Source organism: Polaromonas sp. (genome assembly GCF_029945925.1).
GTDB lineage: Bacteria > Pseudomonadota > Gammaproteobacteria > Burkholderiales > Burkholderiaceae_C > Polaromonas.
In genome coordinates this window covers 171,090-188,645 of record NZ_JAQSDN010000044.1, presented here as the reverse complement: position 1 = coordinate 188,645, position 17,556 = coordinate 171,090, and the positions used below count along the sequence as shown (strand labels likewise).

Annotated in this window: 18 protein-coding genes and 1 pseudogene; 7 read left to right on the top strand and 12 right to left on the bottom strand. The window is 61.9% G+C overall.

Features of this window, described 5'->3' with window-relative positions; all coding sequences use genetic code 11:
• Together PSV40_RS16045 and PSV40_RS16040 are read right to left on the bottom strand one after the other, a co-directional pair.
• The coding region (locus PSV40_RS16045) for an SDR family NAD(P)-dependent oxidoreductase (protein ID WP_300539662.1) at window positions 1-502 on the bottom strand (502 nt) is incomplete at its 3' end.
• Window positions 503-648: 146 nt separating this feature from the next.
• Window positions 649-1,704, bottom strand: coding sequence for an extracellular solute-binding protein (locus tag PSV40_RS16040; RefSeq protein WP_300539660.1), 1,056 nt, complete (start codon window positions 1,702-1,704; stop codon window positions 649-651).
• Between the two features lie 151 nt (window positions 1,705-1,855).
• Between PSV40_RS16040 and PSV40_RS16035 the strand changes: the two genes are divergently transcribed.
• Window positions 1,856-2,725: a patatin-like phospholipase family protein gene (locus tag PSV40_RS16035; protein ID WP_300539672.1), complete on the top strand. Its 870-nt coding sequence runs from the start codon at window positions 1,856-1,858 to the stop codon at window positions 2,723-2,725.
• Window positions 2,726-2,986: 261 nt separating this feature from the next.
• Here the strand turns inward: PSV40_RS16035 and phaP are convergent, their stop codons facing one another.
• From phaP to PSV40_RS16020, 3 genes are all read right to left on the bottom strand, one after another.
• Complete coding sequence (gene phaP, locus PSV40_RS16030; RefSeq protein WP_293592351.1) at window positions 2,987-3,529, bottom strand: TIGR01841 family phasin; 543 nt, start codon at window positions 3,527-3,529, stop codon at window positions 2,987-2,989.
• 253 nt (window positions 3,530-3,782) lie between these two features.
• Window positions 3,783-4,913: an ABC transporter substrate-binding protein gene (locus tag PSV40_RS16025; protein WP_300539658.1), complete on the bottom strand. Its 1,131-nt coding sequence runs from the start codon at window positions 4,911-4,913 to the stop codon at window positions 3,783-3,785.
• A 12-nt stretch (window positions 4,914-4,925) separates the two neighbouring features.
• Window positions 4,926-5,252: a hypothetical protein gene (locus PSV40_RS16020; protein WP_300539656.1), complete on the bottom strand. Its 327-nt coding sequence runs from the start codon at window positions 5,250-5,252 to the stop codon at window positions 4,926-4,928.
• A 269-nt stretch (window positions 5,253-5,521) separates the two neighbouring features.
• Between PSV40_RS16020 and PSV40_RS16015 the strand changes: the two genes are divergently transcribed.
• The 3 genes from PSV40_RS16015 (at window position 5,522) to PSV40_RS16005 (ending at window position 7,780) form a co-directional block, all read left to right on the top strand.
• Entirely contained in the window at window positions 5,522-6,508 is a 987-nt protein-coding gene (locus PSV40_RS16015) for a histone deacetylase (protein WP_300539654.1), read from the top strand.
• A 94-nt stretch (window positions 6,509-6,602) separates the two neighbouring features.
• Window positions 6,603-7,058 carry a thioesterase family protein gene (locus tag PSV40_RS16010; protein WP_300539652.1) on the top strand — a complete coding sequence of 152 codons (456 nt, stop codon included), beginning with the start codon at window positions 6,603-6,605 and terminating at the stop codon, window positions 7,056-7,058.
• Complete coding sequence (locus PSV40_RS16005; protein ID WP_300539650.1) at window positions 7,055-7,780, top strand: nitroreductase; 726 nt, start codon at window positions 7,055-7,057, stop codon at window positions 7,778-7,780. Before PSV40_RS16010 ends, PSV40_RS16005 begins: the two co-directional genes overlap by 4 nt.
• Before the next feature lie 21 nt (window positions 7,781-7,801).
• On the opposite strand, the gene PSV40_RS16000 is transcribed toward PSV40_RS16005, so the two are convergent.
• The 7 genes from PSV40_RS16000 to PSV40_RS15970 form a co-directional block, all read right to left on the bottom strand.
• On the bottom strand, window positions 7,802-9,367 hold the full coding sequence (locus PSV40_RS16000) for a CoA-transferase (RefSeq protein WP_300539648.1): 1,566 nt from the start codon (window positions 9,365-9,367) through the stop codon (window positions 7,802-7,804).
• Window positions 9,364-10,119, bottom strand: coding sequence for an enoyl-CoA hydratase/isomerase family protein (locus PSV40_RS15995; RefSeq protein WP_300539646.1), 756 nt, complete (start codon window positions 10,117-10,119; stop codon window positions 9,364-9,366). The genes PSV40_RS16000 and PSV40_RS15995 overlap by 4 nt, the downstream gene beginning before the upstream one ends.
• A complete protein-coding gene (locus PSV40_RS15990) occupies window positions 10,109-11,461 on the bottom strand; it encodes an FAD-dependent oxidoreductase (RefSeq protein WP_300539644.1) in 1,353 nt (450 codons plus the stop codon). Before PSV40_RS15990 ends, PSV40_RS15995 begins: the two co-directional genes overlap by 11 nt.
• Before the next feature lie 11 nt (window positions 11,462-11,472).
• Window positions 11,473-12,792 (bottom strand): TRAP transporter large permease subunit, encoded by a 1,320-nt coding sequence (locus tag PSV40_RS15985; protein WP_300539643.1) that lies wholly within the window; start codon window positions 12,790-12,792, stop codon window positions 11,473-11,475.
• Complete coding sequence (locus tag PSV40_RS15980) at window positions 12,782-13,306, bottom strand: TRAP transporter small permease subunit (RefSeq protein WP_300539641.1); 525 nt, start codon at window positions 13,304-13,306, stop codon at window positions 12,782-12,784. Before PSV40_RS15980 ends, PSV40_RS15985 begins: the two co-directional genes overlap by 11 nt.
• Window positions 13,307-13,311: 5 nt before the next feature.
• The gene (locus PSV40_RS15975) at window positions 13,312-14,394 is read right to left on the bottom strand and encodes a TRAP transporter substrate-binding protein (protein ID WP_300539639.1); all 1,083 of its coding nucleotides are present in this window, start codon (window positions 14,392-14,394) and stop codon (window positions 13,312-13,314) included.
• A 63-nt stretch (window positions 14,395-14,457) separates the two neighbouring features.
• Window positions 14,458-15,138, bottom strand: a complete 681-nt coding sequence (locus PSV40_RS15970) for a GntR family transcriptional regulator (protein ID WP_300539637.1) — start codon at window positions 15,136-15,138, stop codon at window positions 14,458-14,460.
• A gap of 218 nt (window positions 15,139-15,356) precedes the next feature.
• Between PSV40_RS15970 and PSV40_RS15965 the strand changes: the two genes are divergently transcribed.
• From PSV40_RS15965 to PSV40_RS15955, 3 genes and pseudogenes are all read left to right on the top strand, one after another.
• Window positions 15,357-15,701: an FKBP-type peptidyl-prolyl cis-trans isomerase gene (locus PSV40_RS15965; protein WP_096667870.1), complete on the top strand. Its 345-nt coding sequence runs from the start codon at window positions 15,357-15,359 to the stop codon at window positions 15,699-15,701.
• 167 nt (window positions 15,702-15,868) lie between these two features.
• Window positions 15,869-17,056 carry a nicotinate phosphoribosyltransferase gene (gene pncB, locus PSV40_RS15960; protein WP_300539635.1) on the top strand — a complete coding sequence of 396 codons (1,188 nt, stop codon included), beginning with the start codon at window positions 15,869-15,871 and terminating at the stop codon, window positions 17,054-17,056.
• Window positions 17,053-17,499 (top strand): annotated as a pseudogene (locus tag PSV40_RS15955) (sodium:proton antiporter); the annotation flags it as partial. The gene pncB and the pseudogene PSV40_RS15955, both read left to right, overlap by 4 nt.
• Between the last annotated feature and the right edge of the window lie 57 nt (window positions 17,500-17,556).

Here is a 17,556-nt window from a genome sequence, read left to right as displayed (position 1 = left end):
TGCCGACAATGCCGCCCTTGGAGGCGCTGTAGGCGGCCTGGCCGATCTGGCCGTCGTAGGCCGCGACGGACGCGGTGGAGATCATCACGCCGCGCTCGCCGGTGGCTTCGGGTTCGTTCTTGCACATGGCGTCAGCGGCCAGGCGGATCATGTTGAAGCTGCCGATCAGGTTGACCGTGATGGTCTTGCTGAACACGCCGAGGTTGTGCGCGCCGTTTTTGCCGACGGTTTTTTCGGCCGGTGCAATGCCGGCGCAGTTGACCAGGCCCATGAGTTTGCCCATCGAGACCGCCTTGGCGACCACGGCCTGGCCGTCGGCTTCCTGGCTCACGTCGCACTTGACGAAGGCGCCGCCGATGTCCTTGGCGATGGCTTCGCCTTTTTCAACCTGCATGTCGGCAATCACGACCTTGCCGCCCTGGGCCGCCAGCATGCGTGCCGTGCCTTCGCCGAGACCCGATGCGCCACCGGTGACGATGAATACTTTGCCTGCGATGTCCATGAGATGTTCCTTGGGGAAATGATGAGGGGAGGATGTTGCGGAGTTGACGTTAACGTCAACGTCAAGGGCAATTATCACGCATAAAAATTGCCCATAAAAAAGCCCGGTGAACCGGGCTTTTTTGATTGGGCGCTGGGGCTGGCGTCTTATTTGTAGCCGACGCGGTCCAGCATCTGCTGCACCTTCACCTGGTTGGCGCCGACCGTGCTGCTCGGGATGGTTTCGGACTTGAAGCTGCCGCCCGACATGGCCTGCAGGGCCGCGTTGCTGAGCTTCACGCCGGCGACGGCGGGCCACTCGTTGTTGCCGTTGGCAAAATAGTTCTGCGCCTCGGGGCTGGCCAGGTACTCCATGAATTTCACCGCATTGGCGCTGTTCTTGGCGTTTCTGGCGACGGCCGCACCGGCGATGTTCACGTGGGTACCCCAGGACTGCTGGTTGGGAAACACCACACCGACCTTGTCGGCGATGGCCTTGTCTTCCGGCGCGGAAGACCGCAGGATGCGCGCGAGGTAGTAGCTGTTGGTGATGGCGATAGCGCATTCGCCGCTGGCCACGCCCTTGATCTGGTCGGTGTCACCGCCCTTGGGCGGGCGGGCCATGTTGGCCACCATGCCCTTGAGCCACTCTTCGGCCTTGGCGGCGCCAAGATGCTCGGTCACCGCGCCGAACAGCGACAGGTTGTAGGGGTGTGAACCCGAACGGGTGCAGAGCAGGCCCTTGTTTTTCGGGTCGGCGAGTTCCTCATAGGTATCGACATCGGCTTTGTTGACCTTGAGCTTGTCATAAACGATGACGCGGGCGCGGGTGGAAAAACCGAACCAGGTGGTGCCTTCGGGCGTGGCCTGGGCACGCAGCTGCGCCGGAATCGCCTTTTCCAGCAGGGGTGACTTGATGGGCTTGAACAGGCCTTCGCTGTCGCCCTTGACCAGCCGCGCTGCGTCCACCAGCAGGATCACGTCGGCCGGGGAGGCTGCGCCTTCTGCTTTCAGCCGCGCGAGGATGCCGGCATCGTCGGCGTCCACCCGGTTGATTTTGATCCCGGTGGTTTTGGTGAAATTGCTGTAAAGCGCCTCATCGGTCTGGTAGTGGCGGGCAGAATACAGGTTGACCACCTGTTCCTGCGCGTTGACGCCGCCTGCGCTGGCTATCAGGGTGGCAGCCACGGCCAGGGTGGCCAGAATCGGGGATTTTTTCAACATGGTGCGAACTGTGAAGGTTGGAATGGAAGTCAGTGTAATACAAACGCGAATTATTCTCAATAGCTTTGCGATCATGAAAGTTGCCGTGGGCCGGGCGACCGGCTCGCTGGGTCGCGGGGTAGCATGTGCGGCCGCTGCGGCCGGGCTGGCGATGCTGGCCGGTTGCGCCGGCCTGCCGGCCGGCACGGTGGCGCCAGTCGCCGGTCCGGTGGTCGAGACCCCGGCCCAGCGCGCGCCGCGTATCGGCCTGGCGCTGGGCGGCGGGGCGGCGCGCGGGTTTGCCCATGTGGGCGTGATTGCGGTGCTGGAAGAAGCCGGCATCCGGCCCTCCGTGGTGGTGGGCACCTCGGCCGGCAGCCTGGTCGCGGCGCTGTATGCCAGCGGCAAAAGCAGCGCGCAGCTGCAGCAGACGGCCCTGAACATGGAGGAGGTCGCGATCACCGACTGGATGCTGCCGATTTTCGGCCGCGGCATGTTTCGCGGCGAGGCCCTGAGTCGTTATGTGAACGATCTGGTGGCGGGCCGGCTGATGGAAAACATGGCCATTCCGCTGGGCATCGTGGCAACGGACCTGGGCAGCGGCCAGCCGGTGCTGTTCCAGCGCGGCGACACCGGCATGGCCGTGCGCGCATCGAGCGCCGTGCCGGCGGTGTTTGTGCCGGTCAAGATCAATGGCCGCGAGTATGTGGACGGCGGCCTGGTGTCGCCGGTGCCCGTGCGTTTTGCGCGGCAGATGGGCGCCGAGCTGGTGATTGCCGTCGATATCTCCAATCCGCCCGAAGCCAACACGGCCGACGGCACGCTGCAGATCCTGCTGCAGACCTTTGCCATCATGGGCAAAAGCATCAACCAGTACGAGTTGAAGGATGCCGATGTGGTGGTGCAGCCTTCCCAGGTCGGCCTGAAAAGCGCGGACTTCTCGGCCCGGCAACGTGCCATCGATGCGGGACGGGCGGCGATGCGCGCGGCGCTGCCCGCACTCAGGGCGAAGATGGACACCTTGCGTACGGTAGCGCGTTGATGCTCTGTTTTTGATAGCTGCCGGCGCAATACTGGCAAGGGCTCAAGACCATTTTTCCCAAAAAAAAGCCTGATCTTGCGATCAGGCTTTGAAGGGGTCCGTGAAACTTGATTTCTGGAAGGACCCGAGGAGACAACCGGTGGGAACCTGCGCTCCGACAATGGCTTATCGGCAGCAGGCTCCGGAATCTGTAGGGTTTGAGTTTTTCAAACCCGGCTTGAATCAGCTGGCGGCTCGGGCCGCAAATTCAAGCCCAGTTCATTAACGTTTTTTGGACGCGGTCTTGGTGGCGTTCACGGCGGTGTTGGTCACTGCGGTGAGGTTGGCTTCGGCCATGTCGCTGGCTTGTTTGACAGCTTTCTGAACCGACTCGAAAGCGTTGGTGGCGGCAGCCACGGCGCTTTTCATCACGGCCACAGCGGACTCGGAACCGGCCGGTGCGTTTTTGGCGGCGCTGTCGACAAGGCCCATGAATTTTGCTTGGGCTTCAGCAGCCTGGCCTTCGAAAGCCTTGCCGACTTCAGCACCGGTGCCGGTGGCGATGTCGTACAGGTGGCGGCTGTAAGCGGCTGTTTTTTCAGCCAGGGGCTGCATCAGGCTGGCTTGCAGGGCCAGCAGTTCCTGGGCGTCTTTGGCGCCGAGCAGGGTCTGGGTGTGGTTGGCGGTTTCAGCCAGGGCAGCCTTGGAAGCCTGGACATTGAGTTCAACCAGTTTCTCGACACCTTCGAAAGCCTTGCTGGTCAGACCAAACAGGGTTTCAACGGTTGCTTTGTGGGAAGCCATGATTTGTTCAGCGGTCAACATATTTAAATCTCCAATAAGTAGGTTAAGAATTCAATTAGTTGCGCTGCTGGACAATCTGCTGTTGGCTTGCCTTGTCGTTTGCTGCACTGCAACATAACTCAAGTATAGGGACTGGACGCCGGATTGCAAGCGGTTTTTGTTGCAGTGCACCATTTTAGAGGTCGGGCTCTAGCGCCACGCTGTGGAGGGGCGCCGGGGCGTCTGCCGGATGTCCCGGCGCTTTGAAGGGGAAGGGTCCCGCAACCCGCCGGACTCAGTAGCGCAACTGCCCCTCGTTGTCGATGATGGCCATCTCCACGTACGTGGACCCGTTGTGCGACTGCGGCGAGTACTTCGCCACAAAACGGCCGAAGCTGATTTCGCCGGCTCCCTCCATGGCCTTGATGAACGAGTCCGTACTCAGTTGCCGGCCAGCCCTGCGCAGACCCTCGACCAGCAGTTTGGCGTGGACAAACCCCTCGAACTGCGATGCCGAAGGGCGAGCGTCCGGCGATTTTTCGCGCAGGAGCTTCAGGTATTCGGCCACGGCCGGGATGGTCGCGTTGCGCAACGACGGCATGATCTGGGTCAGGATGATCCCCCGCGCATCTTGCTTCAGTTCGCGGTTGATCACGTCCACACTCGCGACGGAAAATCCATAAAAACTCGGCTTGACGGAAGTCTGCAGGACTGCCTTGACGTAATTTGTGAAAGTGTTTCCCGCCGTGCCCAGGATCACGGCTTGGGGCTGAGCCTTTTCGGTAGCAGCAGCCGCAGCAGCGAAATCCGGTTTGGCCGGATCGATCTTTGTTTCGACGACGAAGCTCATTTTTTCAAGGGTTGCGGCCTGGCGCAATTCGGCGAGAAGGGTTTTGCCGAGGCCGTCGTCCTGGTAGAACACCGCAATGCGCGAAATGCCCATCTGCTTCAATTGAGAAATAATGCGCCGTGCTTCATTGGCATAACTGGCGCGCACGTGAAAGAGGTAGGGGTTGAACTTGTCCCGGAACGCGGACGCACCCGTCACCGGCCCGAAGGCAATGGTCCGGGTTTCCTGCAGCAGCGGCAGGATCGCGCCCGTCTGCGCTGTGCCTGTGCTGTTGTAGATCATGAACACGCCGTCTTCCTCGATGAGCTTGCGGGTGTTGTCCACCGCGCGTTTGACGTCGAAGCCATCGTCCAGCGTGGTGTAGCTGATCTTGCGGCCGTGTATGCCGCCGTCCGCATTCACTGCGTCGAAGTACAGGCGCGAACCCACGCCGTATTCCTTGGTCTGGGCTCCCAATGGACCGCTGAGAACGGCCGATGCGCCCAGCCGTATCTCGGTGGGCGTCACGCCTTTGTCGCCTGCAAGCGCATGGGCGCCTGCAAACACCATCAATGCCATGAGTGTTGAACGAAACATGTTTGTCTCCCTTTAAAACTGTGACCGTGTTATTTCAGGTTGATGAAGCTTTCCCGAAACTCCTTTGCCTCTGGCGTCCGTGCCCGGACCGGCGTGATGGGCCAGACCTGAGGCCAGGCCCTTTGGCAATATGTCGCGGAACATGCCCGTGATCAGCCGCAGCTCCTCGCCCGCGCGGGCCTCTCCCTGGTCGCTTGCCAGGGCTTTCATGAGTTCGCTGCGCAGGTCCCACATGCGCTGCGCGTCAACTGCGTGCCTGATACGGGTTTTCAGCCCCAGGAATCTGTCGTCTCCGCTTTTATCCAGTGCCGCGAGCATGGCTTCGCGTACCTGATCCATCCTGGCCTCCCGGACAGGGCTTCGAAGCCGGCGAAGGCCTTCCAGGCCGACCGCCAGGCTGGATGCGAGCCATGACATTGTTCGTTCCTCGATGTGGTTGAACAGGAGGGAGAGGTCTCCCGGAAAATGCGCCGCCGATGTAGTTGTTTTGTGTAACTATGGTTATGGACTGTAGTTATTTTATATAACCAACTCAAGTCCCAGGAACGCCTTTTTTCCTAGGAGTTACCCTTGGCGTTCCGGAACTTTTTCCTGTTTTTTTGACCGTCATGCAAGCCTTCTACGCCGATCACTTTGTCCTGCCCTTGCCGGCCGGGCACCGCTTTCCGATGGCCAAATACCAGCGCCTGCGCGACCGCGTGGCGCGCGAGTTGCCGCAGGTTCGCATGGGCGTGGCACCGCGGGCCAGCGACGGCGAGCTGGCGCTGGCGCACGCACCGGCCTACATCCAGGCCGTGGCCGACGGCACGCTGGACGCGGCGCAGATGCGCGAGATCGGCTTTCCCTGGAGCACGGAGATGGTCGAGCGCTCACGCCGGTCGGTGGGCGCCACGGTGGCGGCGGCACGTGCTGCCCTGGGGTTGCAGGGTCGTGCCGAAGGCGTGGCCGCCAACATGGCGGGTGGCACCCATCACGCGTCGGCGGGCAAGGGCGGGGGCTTTTGTGTGTTCAACGATGCGGCCGTCGCGGCCCGCCAGATGCAGATGGAGTGGGCACGCAACCAACGCGCGCCGCTGCGGGTGGCGGTCATCGACCTGGATGTGCACCAGGGCAACGGAACGGCCAGCATTTTCAGAAACGACCCGGGTGTTTTTACGCTGTCGCTGCACGGGCAAAAGAATTTCCCCTTTCGCAAGGAGGCGAGCGACCTCGACGTGGACCTGCCGGACGGCTGCACCGATGCGCCTTACCTGCAGGCGCTGGAGCATGCGCTCGACGAGCTGGAACGGCGCTTCGAGCCTGGCCTGGTGATTTACCTCGCTGGCGCCGATCCGTTTGAAGGGGACCGGCTGGGACGGCTCAAGCTCAGTTATGACGGCCTGGAGGCCAGGGACCGGCGCGTGTTTGACTGGGCCTGGCAGCGCCGCATTCCGCTGGCCTTCGCCATGGCCGGCGGCTACGGCATCAACATCGACGAGACGGTGCAGGTGCAGATGACTACCTGGCGCGTGGCGCTTGAGTACTGGAAACGCTGGAAGATGGCCCCCACAGTCGCTCACTGCGAGCCTGCGGCATCTTCCTGCCCCTTGTCCTGAAAAGGGGCCGCTGCGCCTGCGGGCTGGCGAAGCCAGACCCGCGGCCCCGGCTTGACGGAAGAATGCCGCTGGCCTGCTGGCAAAATAGCCGTCCATGACATCCCCGACTCGTCCCCAGGCCGAACCCCGCAGCGCCTACAAGGTCTTTCGTCCGATTGGCACGCGCTGGTCCGACAACGATGTGTACGGCCATGTCAACAATGTCGTGTATTACAGCTGGTTCGACACCGCGGTCAACGGCTACCTGATCGAGCGCGGCGCCATCGACATCCACGCCGGCGCCGTGATCGGCCTGGTCATAGAGACACAGTGCAATTATTTCGCGCCGCTGTCTTTTCCCGAACCGGTGCTCGCCGGCATCCGCGTGGCGCATGTCGGCTCGTCCAGCGTGCGGTATGAGGTTGGGCTTTTTTCCGGCAATCCAGGCGCCCCATCCGCCGAACTGACGGCCGCCAAAGGCCATTTCATCCATGTCTATGTCGACAAACAGTCGCGCCGCCCCGTCCCATTGCCGGCCCGGCTTCTCACCGTATTGGAAAAACTCAAGTGACACAGTTGCCTACCCGAAAGATCGTACAGGATCCGTCCAGTGTGGACGCAGCCATCGAGAGCCGTTTTTCCGCGCGAGCGTTTCTGCCCAAACCTGTGCCGCGCGAGCTCATCGAGGACATTCTTCATGTGGCGAGCCGCGCGCCCTCGGGCAACAACGCCCAGCCCTGGAAGGTGTATGTGCTGCAGGGTGCCAGCCGCGACAGCCTGGTCGGCAAGGTCTGCGCGGCGCATGACGCGATCCGCGCCAACCCGGCGCTGGCGGCCGAGTACCGCGAGGAGTACGACTACTACCCGCGCCAATGGATCAGTCCCTACATCGAGCGCCGCCGTGAGAATGGCTGGAGCCTCTATGGCCTGCTGGGCATCACAAAAATCGACAAGGACAAGATGCACGCGCAGCACAACCGGAACTTTCGCTTTTTCGACGCGCCCGTCGGCCTGATGTTCACAGTGGACCGCATCATGGGGCAGGGCAGCCTGCTCGACTACGGCATGTTTTTGCAGAACATCATGGTGGCCGCCAGGGCGCGGGGCTTGCACACCTGCCCACAGGCCGCCTGGAACAGCTTTGCAAAAATCAACCTGCCGCACATTGGCGCCGGGCTAGACGAGATGCTCGTCTGCGGCATGGCGCTGGGCTACCTGGATGAGACAGCCGTCGTCAACACCCTGCACACGCCGCGCGAGGCGGTGCAGGGCATCACCACCTGGCTCGACTAGCGAGCAGTCGCTGCAGCGGCTTCAACGGAACAGCGCTGCATCCATTTCACGCAGGTTGGGCGCAACCTGCACGGCCAGGCCGTTCATCAGGTCCAGCACCTGCGCTTGCAGGTCGATGCCCGGCGCCAGCTCCGTCAGCACCAAGCCGTCGGCGCGGACCTCGAAGACGGCGCGTTCCGTGATGATCTTGGCCTGTTGGCCGCGCCCGGCCACGTTGCGCCGCACCGGATAGGTGATCTGGTCCGCTTTCTGTACAAACTTCGTGACCTTGCCCTCCTTGAGGATGACCAGCTTGCCGTCCTTGAACTCGACTTCCAGTCCACCAGTGGTGAAGGTGCCCGTGAACAACAGCTCCTGTGCGTTGTAGGCTATGTCGATGAAGCCGCCGGCGCCGGGATTGGCGAGGCCAAACCGCGAGACATTGACGTTGCCCGCATTGTCGAACTGTGCAAAGGCCAGCGCAGCAAACGGGCAACCGCCGCCGTCGATGAAGTCAAACTGATTCACGCCGTCAAGCAGGGCTTCGGGGTATTTGTTGGCCGAGAACTGCCAGCCGCTCATCACCAGCCCGCCAAACGGTCCGTGCTCTGTGGTGAACTGGTAGTCGCGATAGCCGCCATCTCTGAAATGGCCATCTTCTAGCAGGACGGTGGGCACATCGGATGACGCGCCGAAACCAAAGATGGACGTCACACCCGGGCGCACTTCCAGCGCCGCGCGTCGCGCAATGATCCTGTCCGTGCCAAAAGGCAGGCGGTCATTGGTCTGGCCGTCCCATGGAACTCCGCCCAGGTAGCTTTCGTCATAAGGTACCTGCGTGGTCATCATCTGCTGCTCGTCTACCACCACCTTGTCAACAAGCACGCCGGGGACCTTGACCATGGTCGCAGGACGGCTGCCTCGTTCCACAATCCGCCGGACCTGGGCGATGACGGTGCCGCCGCAGGCTTTGACCGCCAGCGCAATTTGCAGCGAGGCGGAGTGAATGGGCTCATCCTCGAAGGACAGATTGCCGAATTCGTCGGCGGTCGAGGCGCGGATGAAGCCCACGTTGAGCGGCCAGCTCGGGTAGAACAGGTAGTCTTGGCCCTCGAATTCGACGCGCTTGATCAGGTCGTCCTTGGCGAGTGTGGTGAACTTGCCGCCGCTCTGGCGCGGGTCTGCATAGGTGTCCAGGCCGATCTTCGTCAGGTAACCCGGGCTGCGACGCGCCACTTCACGCAGCCAGTGCATGCTGGCGCCTATGGGCCAGCTGTAGGCTTCGATGCGGTTTTCACGGATCAGGCGCATCAGCTCGGGGCGCTTACCGGTCACGGGATCAACCGGGTTCACATAGGATCCCGACACGATGCGTTTCATGAGGCCTTCGACGGCCACGTGGTCCATGCCCCGGATCGCCATGGCATCGCCGGTGCCGCAAGGGAAATAAAACGTCACATCGCGCGGTTCGGCCGAGGCCTTGAACCGGTCTGCCAGGCCCTTGAGCAGCGCGTCGGGGGTGATCCATCCGATGACACCGACGCTGGCCACGGCATCGCCGCTTTTGACGACCGAAACTGCTTCTTCCACCGAGCAAATCTTGCTCATACTTTCACTCCAAATTTCCTGAGGGTCGCCTGCGCAGTGGCATGGCGACAGTTGTCTTTGAAAAAATGCGAAGCCAGGAGGTCGCCGCTTTCGCCGTTGGGTGCGCCGTGGGACGCGAAATACAGTTTGGTCGCGGCAATCGCTTCCTGCGGAAGGCGCGCGTAGGAGGCCGCCACGTCGATGGCACATTCAAGTGCTGCGCCGTCTTCTGCAAGGTGATCGGCCAGTCCCAGACGCAAGGCCTCTTCTCCGTGAAAAGGCGTACCGCCCCAAACCAGTTGCCTGGCTTGCGTACGTCCGACACGGTTGATCAGGGTCTCGATGCCCCAAGGAGGAATCCAGCCGATTTCCACCTCCGGAAGGTTCCAGCGGGTGGTGCGTGCGGTGACCACCACATCGCAGCTGGCTGCGAGCACAAAGCCGCCACCCAGCGCAAATCCCTCGACGGCGGCGATCACCGGCTTGCGCAACATGCCCAACTCACGGCAAAAGGAGGCGGTGCGGGCTTCGTGCGCGCACATCTCGTCCAGCGACATGGCTCCCAGTTCCTTGAGGTCGCTGCCGGCACAGAAACCGGGTACCTGGCCCGTGAGAACAACGGCGCCGATCCGGTCGTCCGCGTCCAGTTCATGGAACACCCGGCGCATGTGGGCTACCAGGTCGTCGCCCAGGGCATTGCGGCGGGTGGGGCGGTCAATGCTGAGCACGGCGACCCGGCCGCGCGTGTCCAGTTTTAATTCTTCATGTATCAAGGCAAGCTCCGTCTTTGTTCAAAAGTGTTCGCACGTCCGAGGCGTGCAGGTTGCGCACCGCGATGTTTTCCGTCACGCTCAGGGCGGCGGCATGGCCAATTGCGTGGCCATAGCTGAAGCACTGTGCCGTGACGCGCGCCGAGGCCATGGCTTCATGCTGCGCGCTCAGGCAGCGGCCTGTCGCCAGGAGTGCCTCGCCCCGAAGCGGCACAAAACAGCCCAGCGGGATGTCGTAGTAGTCCTCGTACAGCCAGGAAAGCCGTGGCTTGACGCCGCTGTGCAGCTCGATGGGCCAGGCGGAGCGGGCAATCGCATCAGTGCGCTTGCGCCCGGTTTCCACGTCCTGGTTTTGCAGGGTCTCCATGCCGACGATCTGGCGGGTCTGGCGCACGCCGACCTGCACACCGGTGTCGTTGAGCGTGGCGTTTTCGCAGCCCGTCAAATTCGCGCGAAAAAACTTCCAGTACTGGCGTGCTTGGCGGCGGCCCTCGATCTCCGCCTCGGTGAGGTCGGACGCTACCAGCGGATTGAGTTCGCGCCCGTCGCGCCCTATCACCCGCGTGCAATTGCAAAGCAGTTCGTTTTCACGCGGCGTGGGAAACAGGAAGGCCTTGGCGCGCGGCAGTTTGTAGGCGCCTGCCGCGTTGGCTTCGATGATGGCTTTAGCTACAGCGTCGGGCATGATGGCGTCGCTGCCGTAAGTCGTCAGGAAGCGGGAAACGTCCACATTGTCCATGCGAAAAATCATGGTGGGGTTCTGCACCTTGCCGTCCATGCCGACGTTTGTCGGCAGGTCGGCCATGGCAAACAGGTCAGCGTCACCGCTGGCGTCGATGGTGATCCGTGCACGGATGTCGATGGCGCCCTGTTTGGTGTAGGCCCGCACACCTTCCACGCGTTCGCCGCCGTCCATGTGCACGCCGATCACGGTGGCGTGGTAGATCACCTGCACGCCATGGCGTTGCACCAGCTCATCGCCGGTTTCGCGCCAGGCCAGCGGCTCGTGCACCAGCGTGTAGGTGTCGCCGTAACGCACGGGTCCGGTCAGGCCGCTTCTTGCATTCATCGCTGCGATGAATTCGTCCACAAAGCCGAAGACAATTTTTTCCGGCTTGCCGGCCGCGCCGGGGCGTGCCAGATAGAGGCCGCAGACGGTGCCGGACAGGCCGGCTACCGCGGCACCGCCGCAAAAGCCGTAACGCTCGAGCAGGGTGACCTTCAGGCCTTGCCGCGCCGCGGTGCACGCGGCCGCCAGGCCGGCTGCGCCGCCGCCGACAACCAGCACATCGGTCGTGAGTGTTTCTGCGGGACGTTTGTCCAGCAATTGCGATTGACTCGCCATGAGGGTCCCTTTCAGTTGTTGAGCATGGTTCGCGGCAACCACAGCGCGATTTCCGGGAAGGCCACGAGTGTCAGCAGGGCCAGTACCTGGATGCCGATGAAAGGCCAGACGGAGCGGAAGATGTCGCCCATCGTGATTCCCGGCGGCGCCGCGCCCTTGAGGTAGAAGGCGGCCGGCCCGAAGGGCGGGGTGATGTAGGAGATCTGCATGTTCATGCAGAACAACACGCCAATCCAGATCGGGTCGAATCCCAGGGCGACCAGCACCGGCACAAAAATCGGGGCGGTCAGCAGCAGGATGCCGATCCAGTCGATGATGCAACCGAGGACAATCCAGATCACGTTGACGACCAGCAGGATGCCCCACTTGCCGATGGGCAGACCGGCGATCAGGTCCTTGAGGTACTGCGTGCCGCCGGCAATGGTGTAGATGCCGATCAGCGCGGAAGCGCCGAAGAAGAGCCAGTACAGCATGCAGGTGACCTTGGTGGTCTCCACGACGGCGCTGGACATGCCCGCCCAGGTCAGGCGCCTGTTCACGGCGGCGGCGATCACTGCACCGGCAACACCGATGCCGGCCGCTTCCGTAGGCGTCGCAATGCCCATGTACAGCGAACCCAGTACGCCAAAGGCGACTGCGCCGGGCAGGATCAGCTTCTTGAGGTAGCCGATTTTTTCCATCAGGGGAATGTTGATCTCCTCCGGTGGTGCCGCGGGAGCGATCTCCGGCTTCAGATAGGAGATCGTGATCACGTAGATGATGTAAAACCCGGCCAGCATGAGGCCTGGCAGGATGCCCGCCATGTACAGCTGCCCGATGGACGTGCCTGTGGTCAGCGCATACATGATGAGCACCACGCTGGGAGGAATCAGCGTGGCCAGTCCGCCGCCCGCGCAGATGGAGCCCAGCGCCAGCGATTTGCCGTAACCGCGCTTGAGCATGGCCGGCAGGGCCACGACACCCATGGTCACGATTTCCGCGCCGATCACGCCGACCATGGCTGCCATCAGTGCGCACGAGATGATCACCGCGACAGCCAGACCGCCCCGGATGCGGCCCGACCAGACGTAGGCGGCCTTGAAGATGTCTTCGGCGATGCCTGCTTTTTCGAGCACCATGGCCATCAGGATGAAGAGGGGCACGGACACCAGAATCTGGTTGCCCATCAGCGTGAAGACGCGGCTGACGATCAGGTTCAGCGTGTTGATGTCGAACAGCCAGACGCCGAAAACCACGGCGATGGCGCCGGTCGCAAATGCGATGGGTACGCCCACCACCAGCGCCGAGACCAGCGCCAGGAACAAAAGAAGGGTCAGGGTATCAACGGCCATGGTCGGTTTCCGGAGCGGGTTTTGAGGCAAGGCCGAGGTCGACCAGCAGATTGGCGAAGCCTTGCAGCAACAGCAGGGCGCCTGCGACCGGGATGGCCAGCTTGACGGGCCACAGGGCCGGATTCCAGAGCGTGCCGCTTCCCTCGTGTTCGCGAATCGAGGCGATGGCCAGCTCCCATCCGAAATAGACCAGCGTCAGGCAATAGATCGAAAACAGGCCGAAGGCGATGACGTCGACGACCTTTTTAAGATTGCCGCCGCGGTCGGCGATGGGCTGGTACACCAGATCGACGATCACATGCTTGCGATGCAGCAGGGTGAAGCCGCCGCCCAGCGCATAGGCCATGCCGGCCAGGTAGGTCATGGACTCGTCGGCCCACAGTGAGGGCGCGTTGAACACGCCCCGGCCTATGACTTCTTTGAGGATGATGAGAACAACGGCGACGATGAGCAGGCCGGAAATCCGGCCTACCCATTCGTTCACATGCCCAACGAAACGGACATAGTGGTTCATGCTTCTCAGGCCAGTAGCTTCAGTTCACGCAGGAACGCGCGCTGGGAGTCGGCAGCCTGTTTGGCGAGCGCGCCCTTGGCGGCCCACTCATCAACGACACCCTGTGCAATCTGGCGCGCACGTGTGAGGTCGGCGTCCGACCAAGCGACCAGTTCAACGCCTTTCTTTTTGACTTCTTCCGCTACGCGTTTGTCGTTATCGGCAATGCGGGCGACCTGGGTGGTGGAAAATTCGCGCCAGGTGCGATCCAGGATCTGCTTGACATCGTCCGGCAGGCTTTTCCATGCGCTGGTGTTGACGGTGAAATCCTGAATGGGCATTGAATGAAAACCAGGGAAGGTTGCGTACTTGGCGACTTCGAAGAAACCGACCTTGGCATTGACCGACAGCGTTGACCAGTCCACGCTGTCTACGATGCCTTTCTCGAGGGCCGAGTAGGCTTCGCCGCCGGGCAGAACCACGATGGATGCGCCCATCTTGGCGATGGTTTCAGCTGCAATGCCTTGCGCGCCACGGTGTTTGATACCCTTGAAGTCTTCGGGGCGGCGGATCGGCTTTTTCGACGTGAGGGATTCCACGCCCCACCAGGTGGCGCCCACGGTGTAGGCGTTGAAGCGCTGGTAGGCCTTGCGCAGCATGTCCATGCCGCCTCTTTCGTACAACCAGCGGTTTTGCTGCTCAGGCGTTCGGTAGCCGAAGGCGAAGTCGCCGATGACGGCCAATGCCGGCTCCTTGCCTGCCCAGTAACCAGGATAGGTGGATTGCCCTTGCAGCACGTTCTGGCTGACGGCGTCCAGGGTCTCGAAGGCGCCCACGACCGCGCCGGCCGCAAAGGTCTGAATCTCAAGCCGGCCGCCTGTATTGACCTTCACCTTATCGGCAAATTCCTCGAAATATTTGAAGGTGTCTTCGCCAGCACCCCAGAGGGTCTGCACCCGCCATTTGGTCGCTTTCTGGCCGAGAACGATCGCGGGCATGCCGGCAATCAGCGCAGTGGAAGACGCGGCAACCGCCTGCAGCACCTTGCGTCGATTAAATGTGGTCATTGTTGTCTCCTGGGTTGAAGGTAAAAGAACGCGGATCATCATTGGTATATTTGAACCAATATCAGTAATATATTACAGTGCCAAAAAAAAACTACAGGGTTTTCACTAGGCTTTAATGTTGTCTCGGGTGCCCAGCAAATCCCGCGTGAACTGGTCGGCGATGTCGCTGACATGGTCGCACTGGCGCGCCACCTGCGCTTCGTCGCGGGCAACGATGGCCCGGGTCAATGCGGCGTGTGCGGGGCCCACCACGGGGAGGTTGTTGAACGCTCGGTGATGGGCAAAATAAAAACGCTGGGACAGTGTGTGCAAGGGGCGCAGGGCGCGTTCGGCAAACTTGTTGCGGGCGCACTGAGCTACAAAACGCTTGATCTGGAAGTGGAACTGCAAATAATCCTCGACCTGTTGCGTCTCTCCAGCCTGCTGTATGCCGTCCGCCATCTCCAGCAGTTGGTTGCGTTCGTCGTCGGTACACCGAACCGATGCACGGATGGACACCAGCTTTTCCAGCACCCGCCGGGCGTCGAGCACCGCCATCTGGTCCTCGACCGAGATTTCGGTTACCACGATACCTGCGCGCCGAATCACGGTCACGAGCCCGTCCATGGCCATGCCGGCGACGGCTTCGCGAACTGGCGTCCTGCCGATATCGAGTAGTTCGCTCAGGGAACCCTCGGTCCAGACAGAACCCGGGGGCAGCAGGAGGGTAACAAAACGTCTTTCCAGTTCCCTGCGCGCTCTGTCCACCAAGGTGGTCTCGTTGGTGAAGTTCAAATTCTTGTGCATATCGCTGGTATGTTGGTGAAATACCAGTCAAGGATAGCGTGAATTTGCGCGAAAAAACATGTCCCTTGCGGTGCGCGGCATTTGCCCGGCAATACCCTCATGCCGGGGCAACTTCTGAATGCTGCAGCCGCTTGCCGCCACAGCCCGCCCCGGCTTCGCGGTAAAGTCAGGGGTTGGCGCCAAACAGCGTCGTTTCCATTTTTTACAGAAAGCCCCCTATGAACACCACTCCCTCCGGCCTGCAGTACGAAGACACTGTGTTGGGCACAGGCGCGATCGCCAAGGCCGGCCAGAACGTCAAGGTGCATTACACCGGCTGGCTCTACAACGACGGCGTGCAGGGCGCCAAGTTCGACTCCAGCAAGGACCGCGGCCAGCCTTTCGAGTTTTCGCTCGGTGCCGGCCAGGTCATCAAGGGCTGGGATGAAGGCGTGCAGGGCATGTCGGTGGGCGGCACGCGCCGTCTCGTCATTCCGGCCGAGCTCGGTTACGGTGCACGCGGCGCGGGCGGCGTGATTCCGCCCAACGCCACGCTGCTGTTCGAAGTCGATTTTCTGGGCTGAGTATTCTGTGATTCCACGCGGCCTGGGCACTTCCAGAAACTCAGTTTTTTGGGATGAAGTGCGAGGCGCGCGGCGCGGAGGATACCGGAATGCACTTGGGTGCATGAGGATTCCGAGCACCGCGCAACGCCGCAACTCGCCCGAAAAATGAATTTACGGAAATGCCCATGATCATCACCAGCCTGCTGGACACCGATCTCTACAAGTTCACGATGATGCAGGTCGTGCTGCACCAGTTTCCCGGTGCGCAGGTCGAGTACCGCTTCAAGTGCCGCAACGCCGGCGCGCCTGGCGTGAGCGACCTGGCGCCTTATGTCAGTGAAATCCGGGAGGAAATCCGCGCCTTGTGCGGCCTGCACTTCCAGGATGCCGAACTCGCCTACTTGCGCGGCATGCGTTTCATCAAGAGCGATTTTGTCGATTTCCTGGGGCTGTTTCACCTCAACGAAAAATACGTCAGCGTCAAGGCCTTGCCCTCGGGCGAAATCGAGGTCGTGATCGAAGGGCCGTGGTTGCACACCATCCTGTTCGAGATCCCGGTGCTGGCCATCATCAACGAGGTCTATTTCCGCAACACGCAAAAGCTCGCCGACGTGATGGAAGGGCGCAAGCGCCTGGACGCCAAGATCGGGCTGTTGAAGGCCGAAGGCCTGACCACCCTGAAGATCGCCGACTACGGCACTCGCCGCCGCTTTGGCCAGGCCTGGCACGAAGAAGTGCTGCGCACGCTGATTGCACGCCTGGGCGCCGGCAGTGCCGGCCAGTTTGCCGGTACCAGCAATGTGCTGTTTGCCATGAAGCTGGGCCTGACGCCGCTGGGCACCATGGCGCACGAGTACCTGCAGGCCTGCCAGGCCCTGGGTCCGCGTCTGCGCGACAGCCAGGTGTTCGGCTTCGAGTCCTGGGCCAAGGAGTACCGCGGCGACCTCGGCATTGCGCTCAGCGATGTGTATGGCATGAGCGCCTTCCTGCGCGACTTCGACCTCTATTTTTGCAAGCTGTTCGACGGCGCGCGTCACGACAGCGGCGACCCGTTCGCCTGGGGCGAGCGCCTGATCGAGCACTACCGCAAGAACCGGGTCGACCCCAGGACCAAGACGCTGATTTTCAGTGATGCCCTGACGGTGCCGCGCACCATCGAGCTGTACCAGCAGTTCCGGGACCGCTGCCAGCTCGCTTTCGGCATCGGCACCAACCTGACCAATGATCTGGGCTATGAACCCCTGCAGATCGTCATCAAGATGGTGCGCTGCAACGGCCAGCCGGTAGCCAAATTATCCGACACGCCGTCGAAGAACATGTGTGATGACGAGAAATACCTGGCTTACCTGCGTCAGGTTTTTGACATTGCATGAGATGGAAAATACGCGGGCGTGCGCGGCCGCATGTGGGCGCAGGCAGCCGTCCGGCCGCACCTAAAAAAACAGGAGACCTCATGAGAAAACTGCGCTGGCTCGCGCTGGCGGCCTTGTTGTCCATTCTGCCTGGCTGGGCCATGGCGGCGGGCTTTGACGGCAGCCTGCTGTCGCCGCTCTGGGGCATTCCGTTTGCGGGCCTGCTGCTGTCGATCGCCGTGATGCCGCTGCTGCTTCCATCGTTCTGGCACCACCATTTCGGCAAGGTGTCGGCGGCCTGGACCCTGGCGTTTTTCCTGCCCTTCGCCGTGCTGTTCGGCCCGGCACTGGCGGGCACGGCAGGCGGCGACCCCGCCACCCTGATGACCACACTGGCACCGACGCTGGCAGCCATCTCGGCCGGTTCGGTGTTCATGGGCGCCAACACCTACATCGGCAACGCGCCCAACCTGATGGTCAAGGCCATTGCCGAAGACCGCGGCGTCAGGATGCCTGAGTTT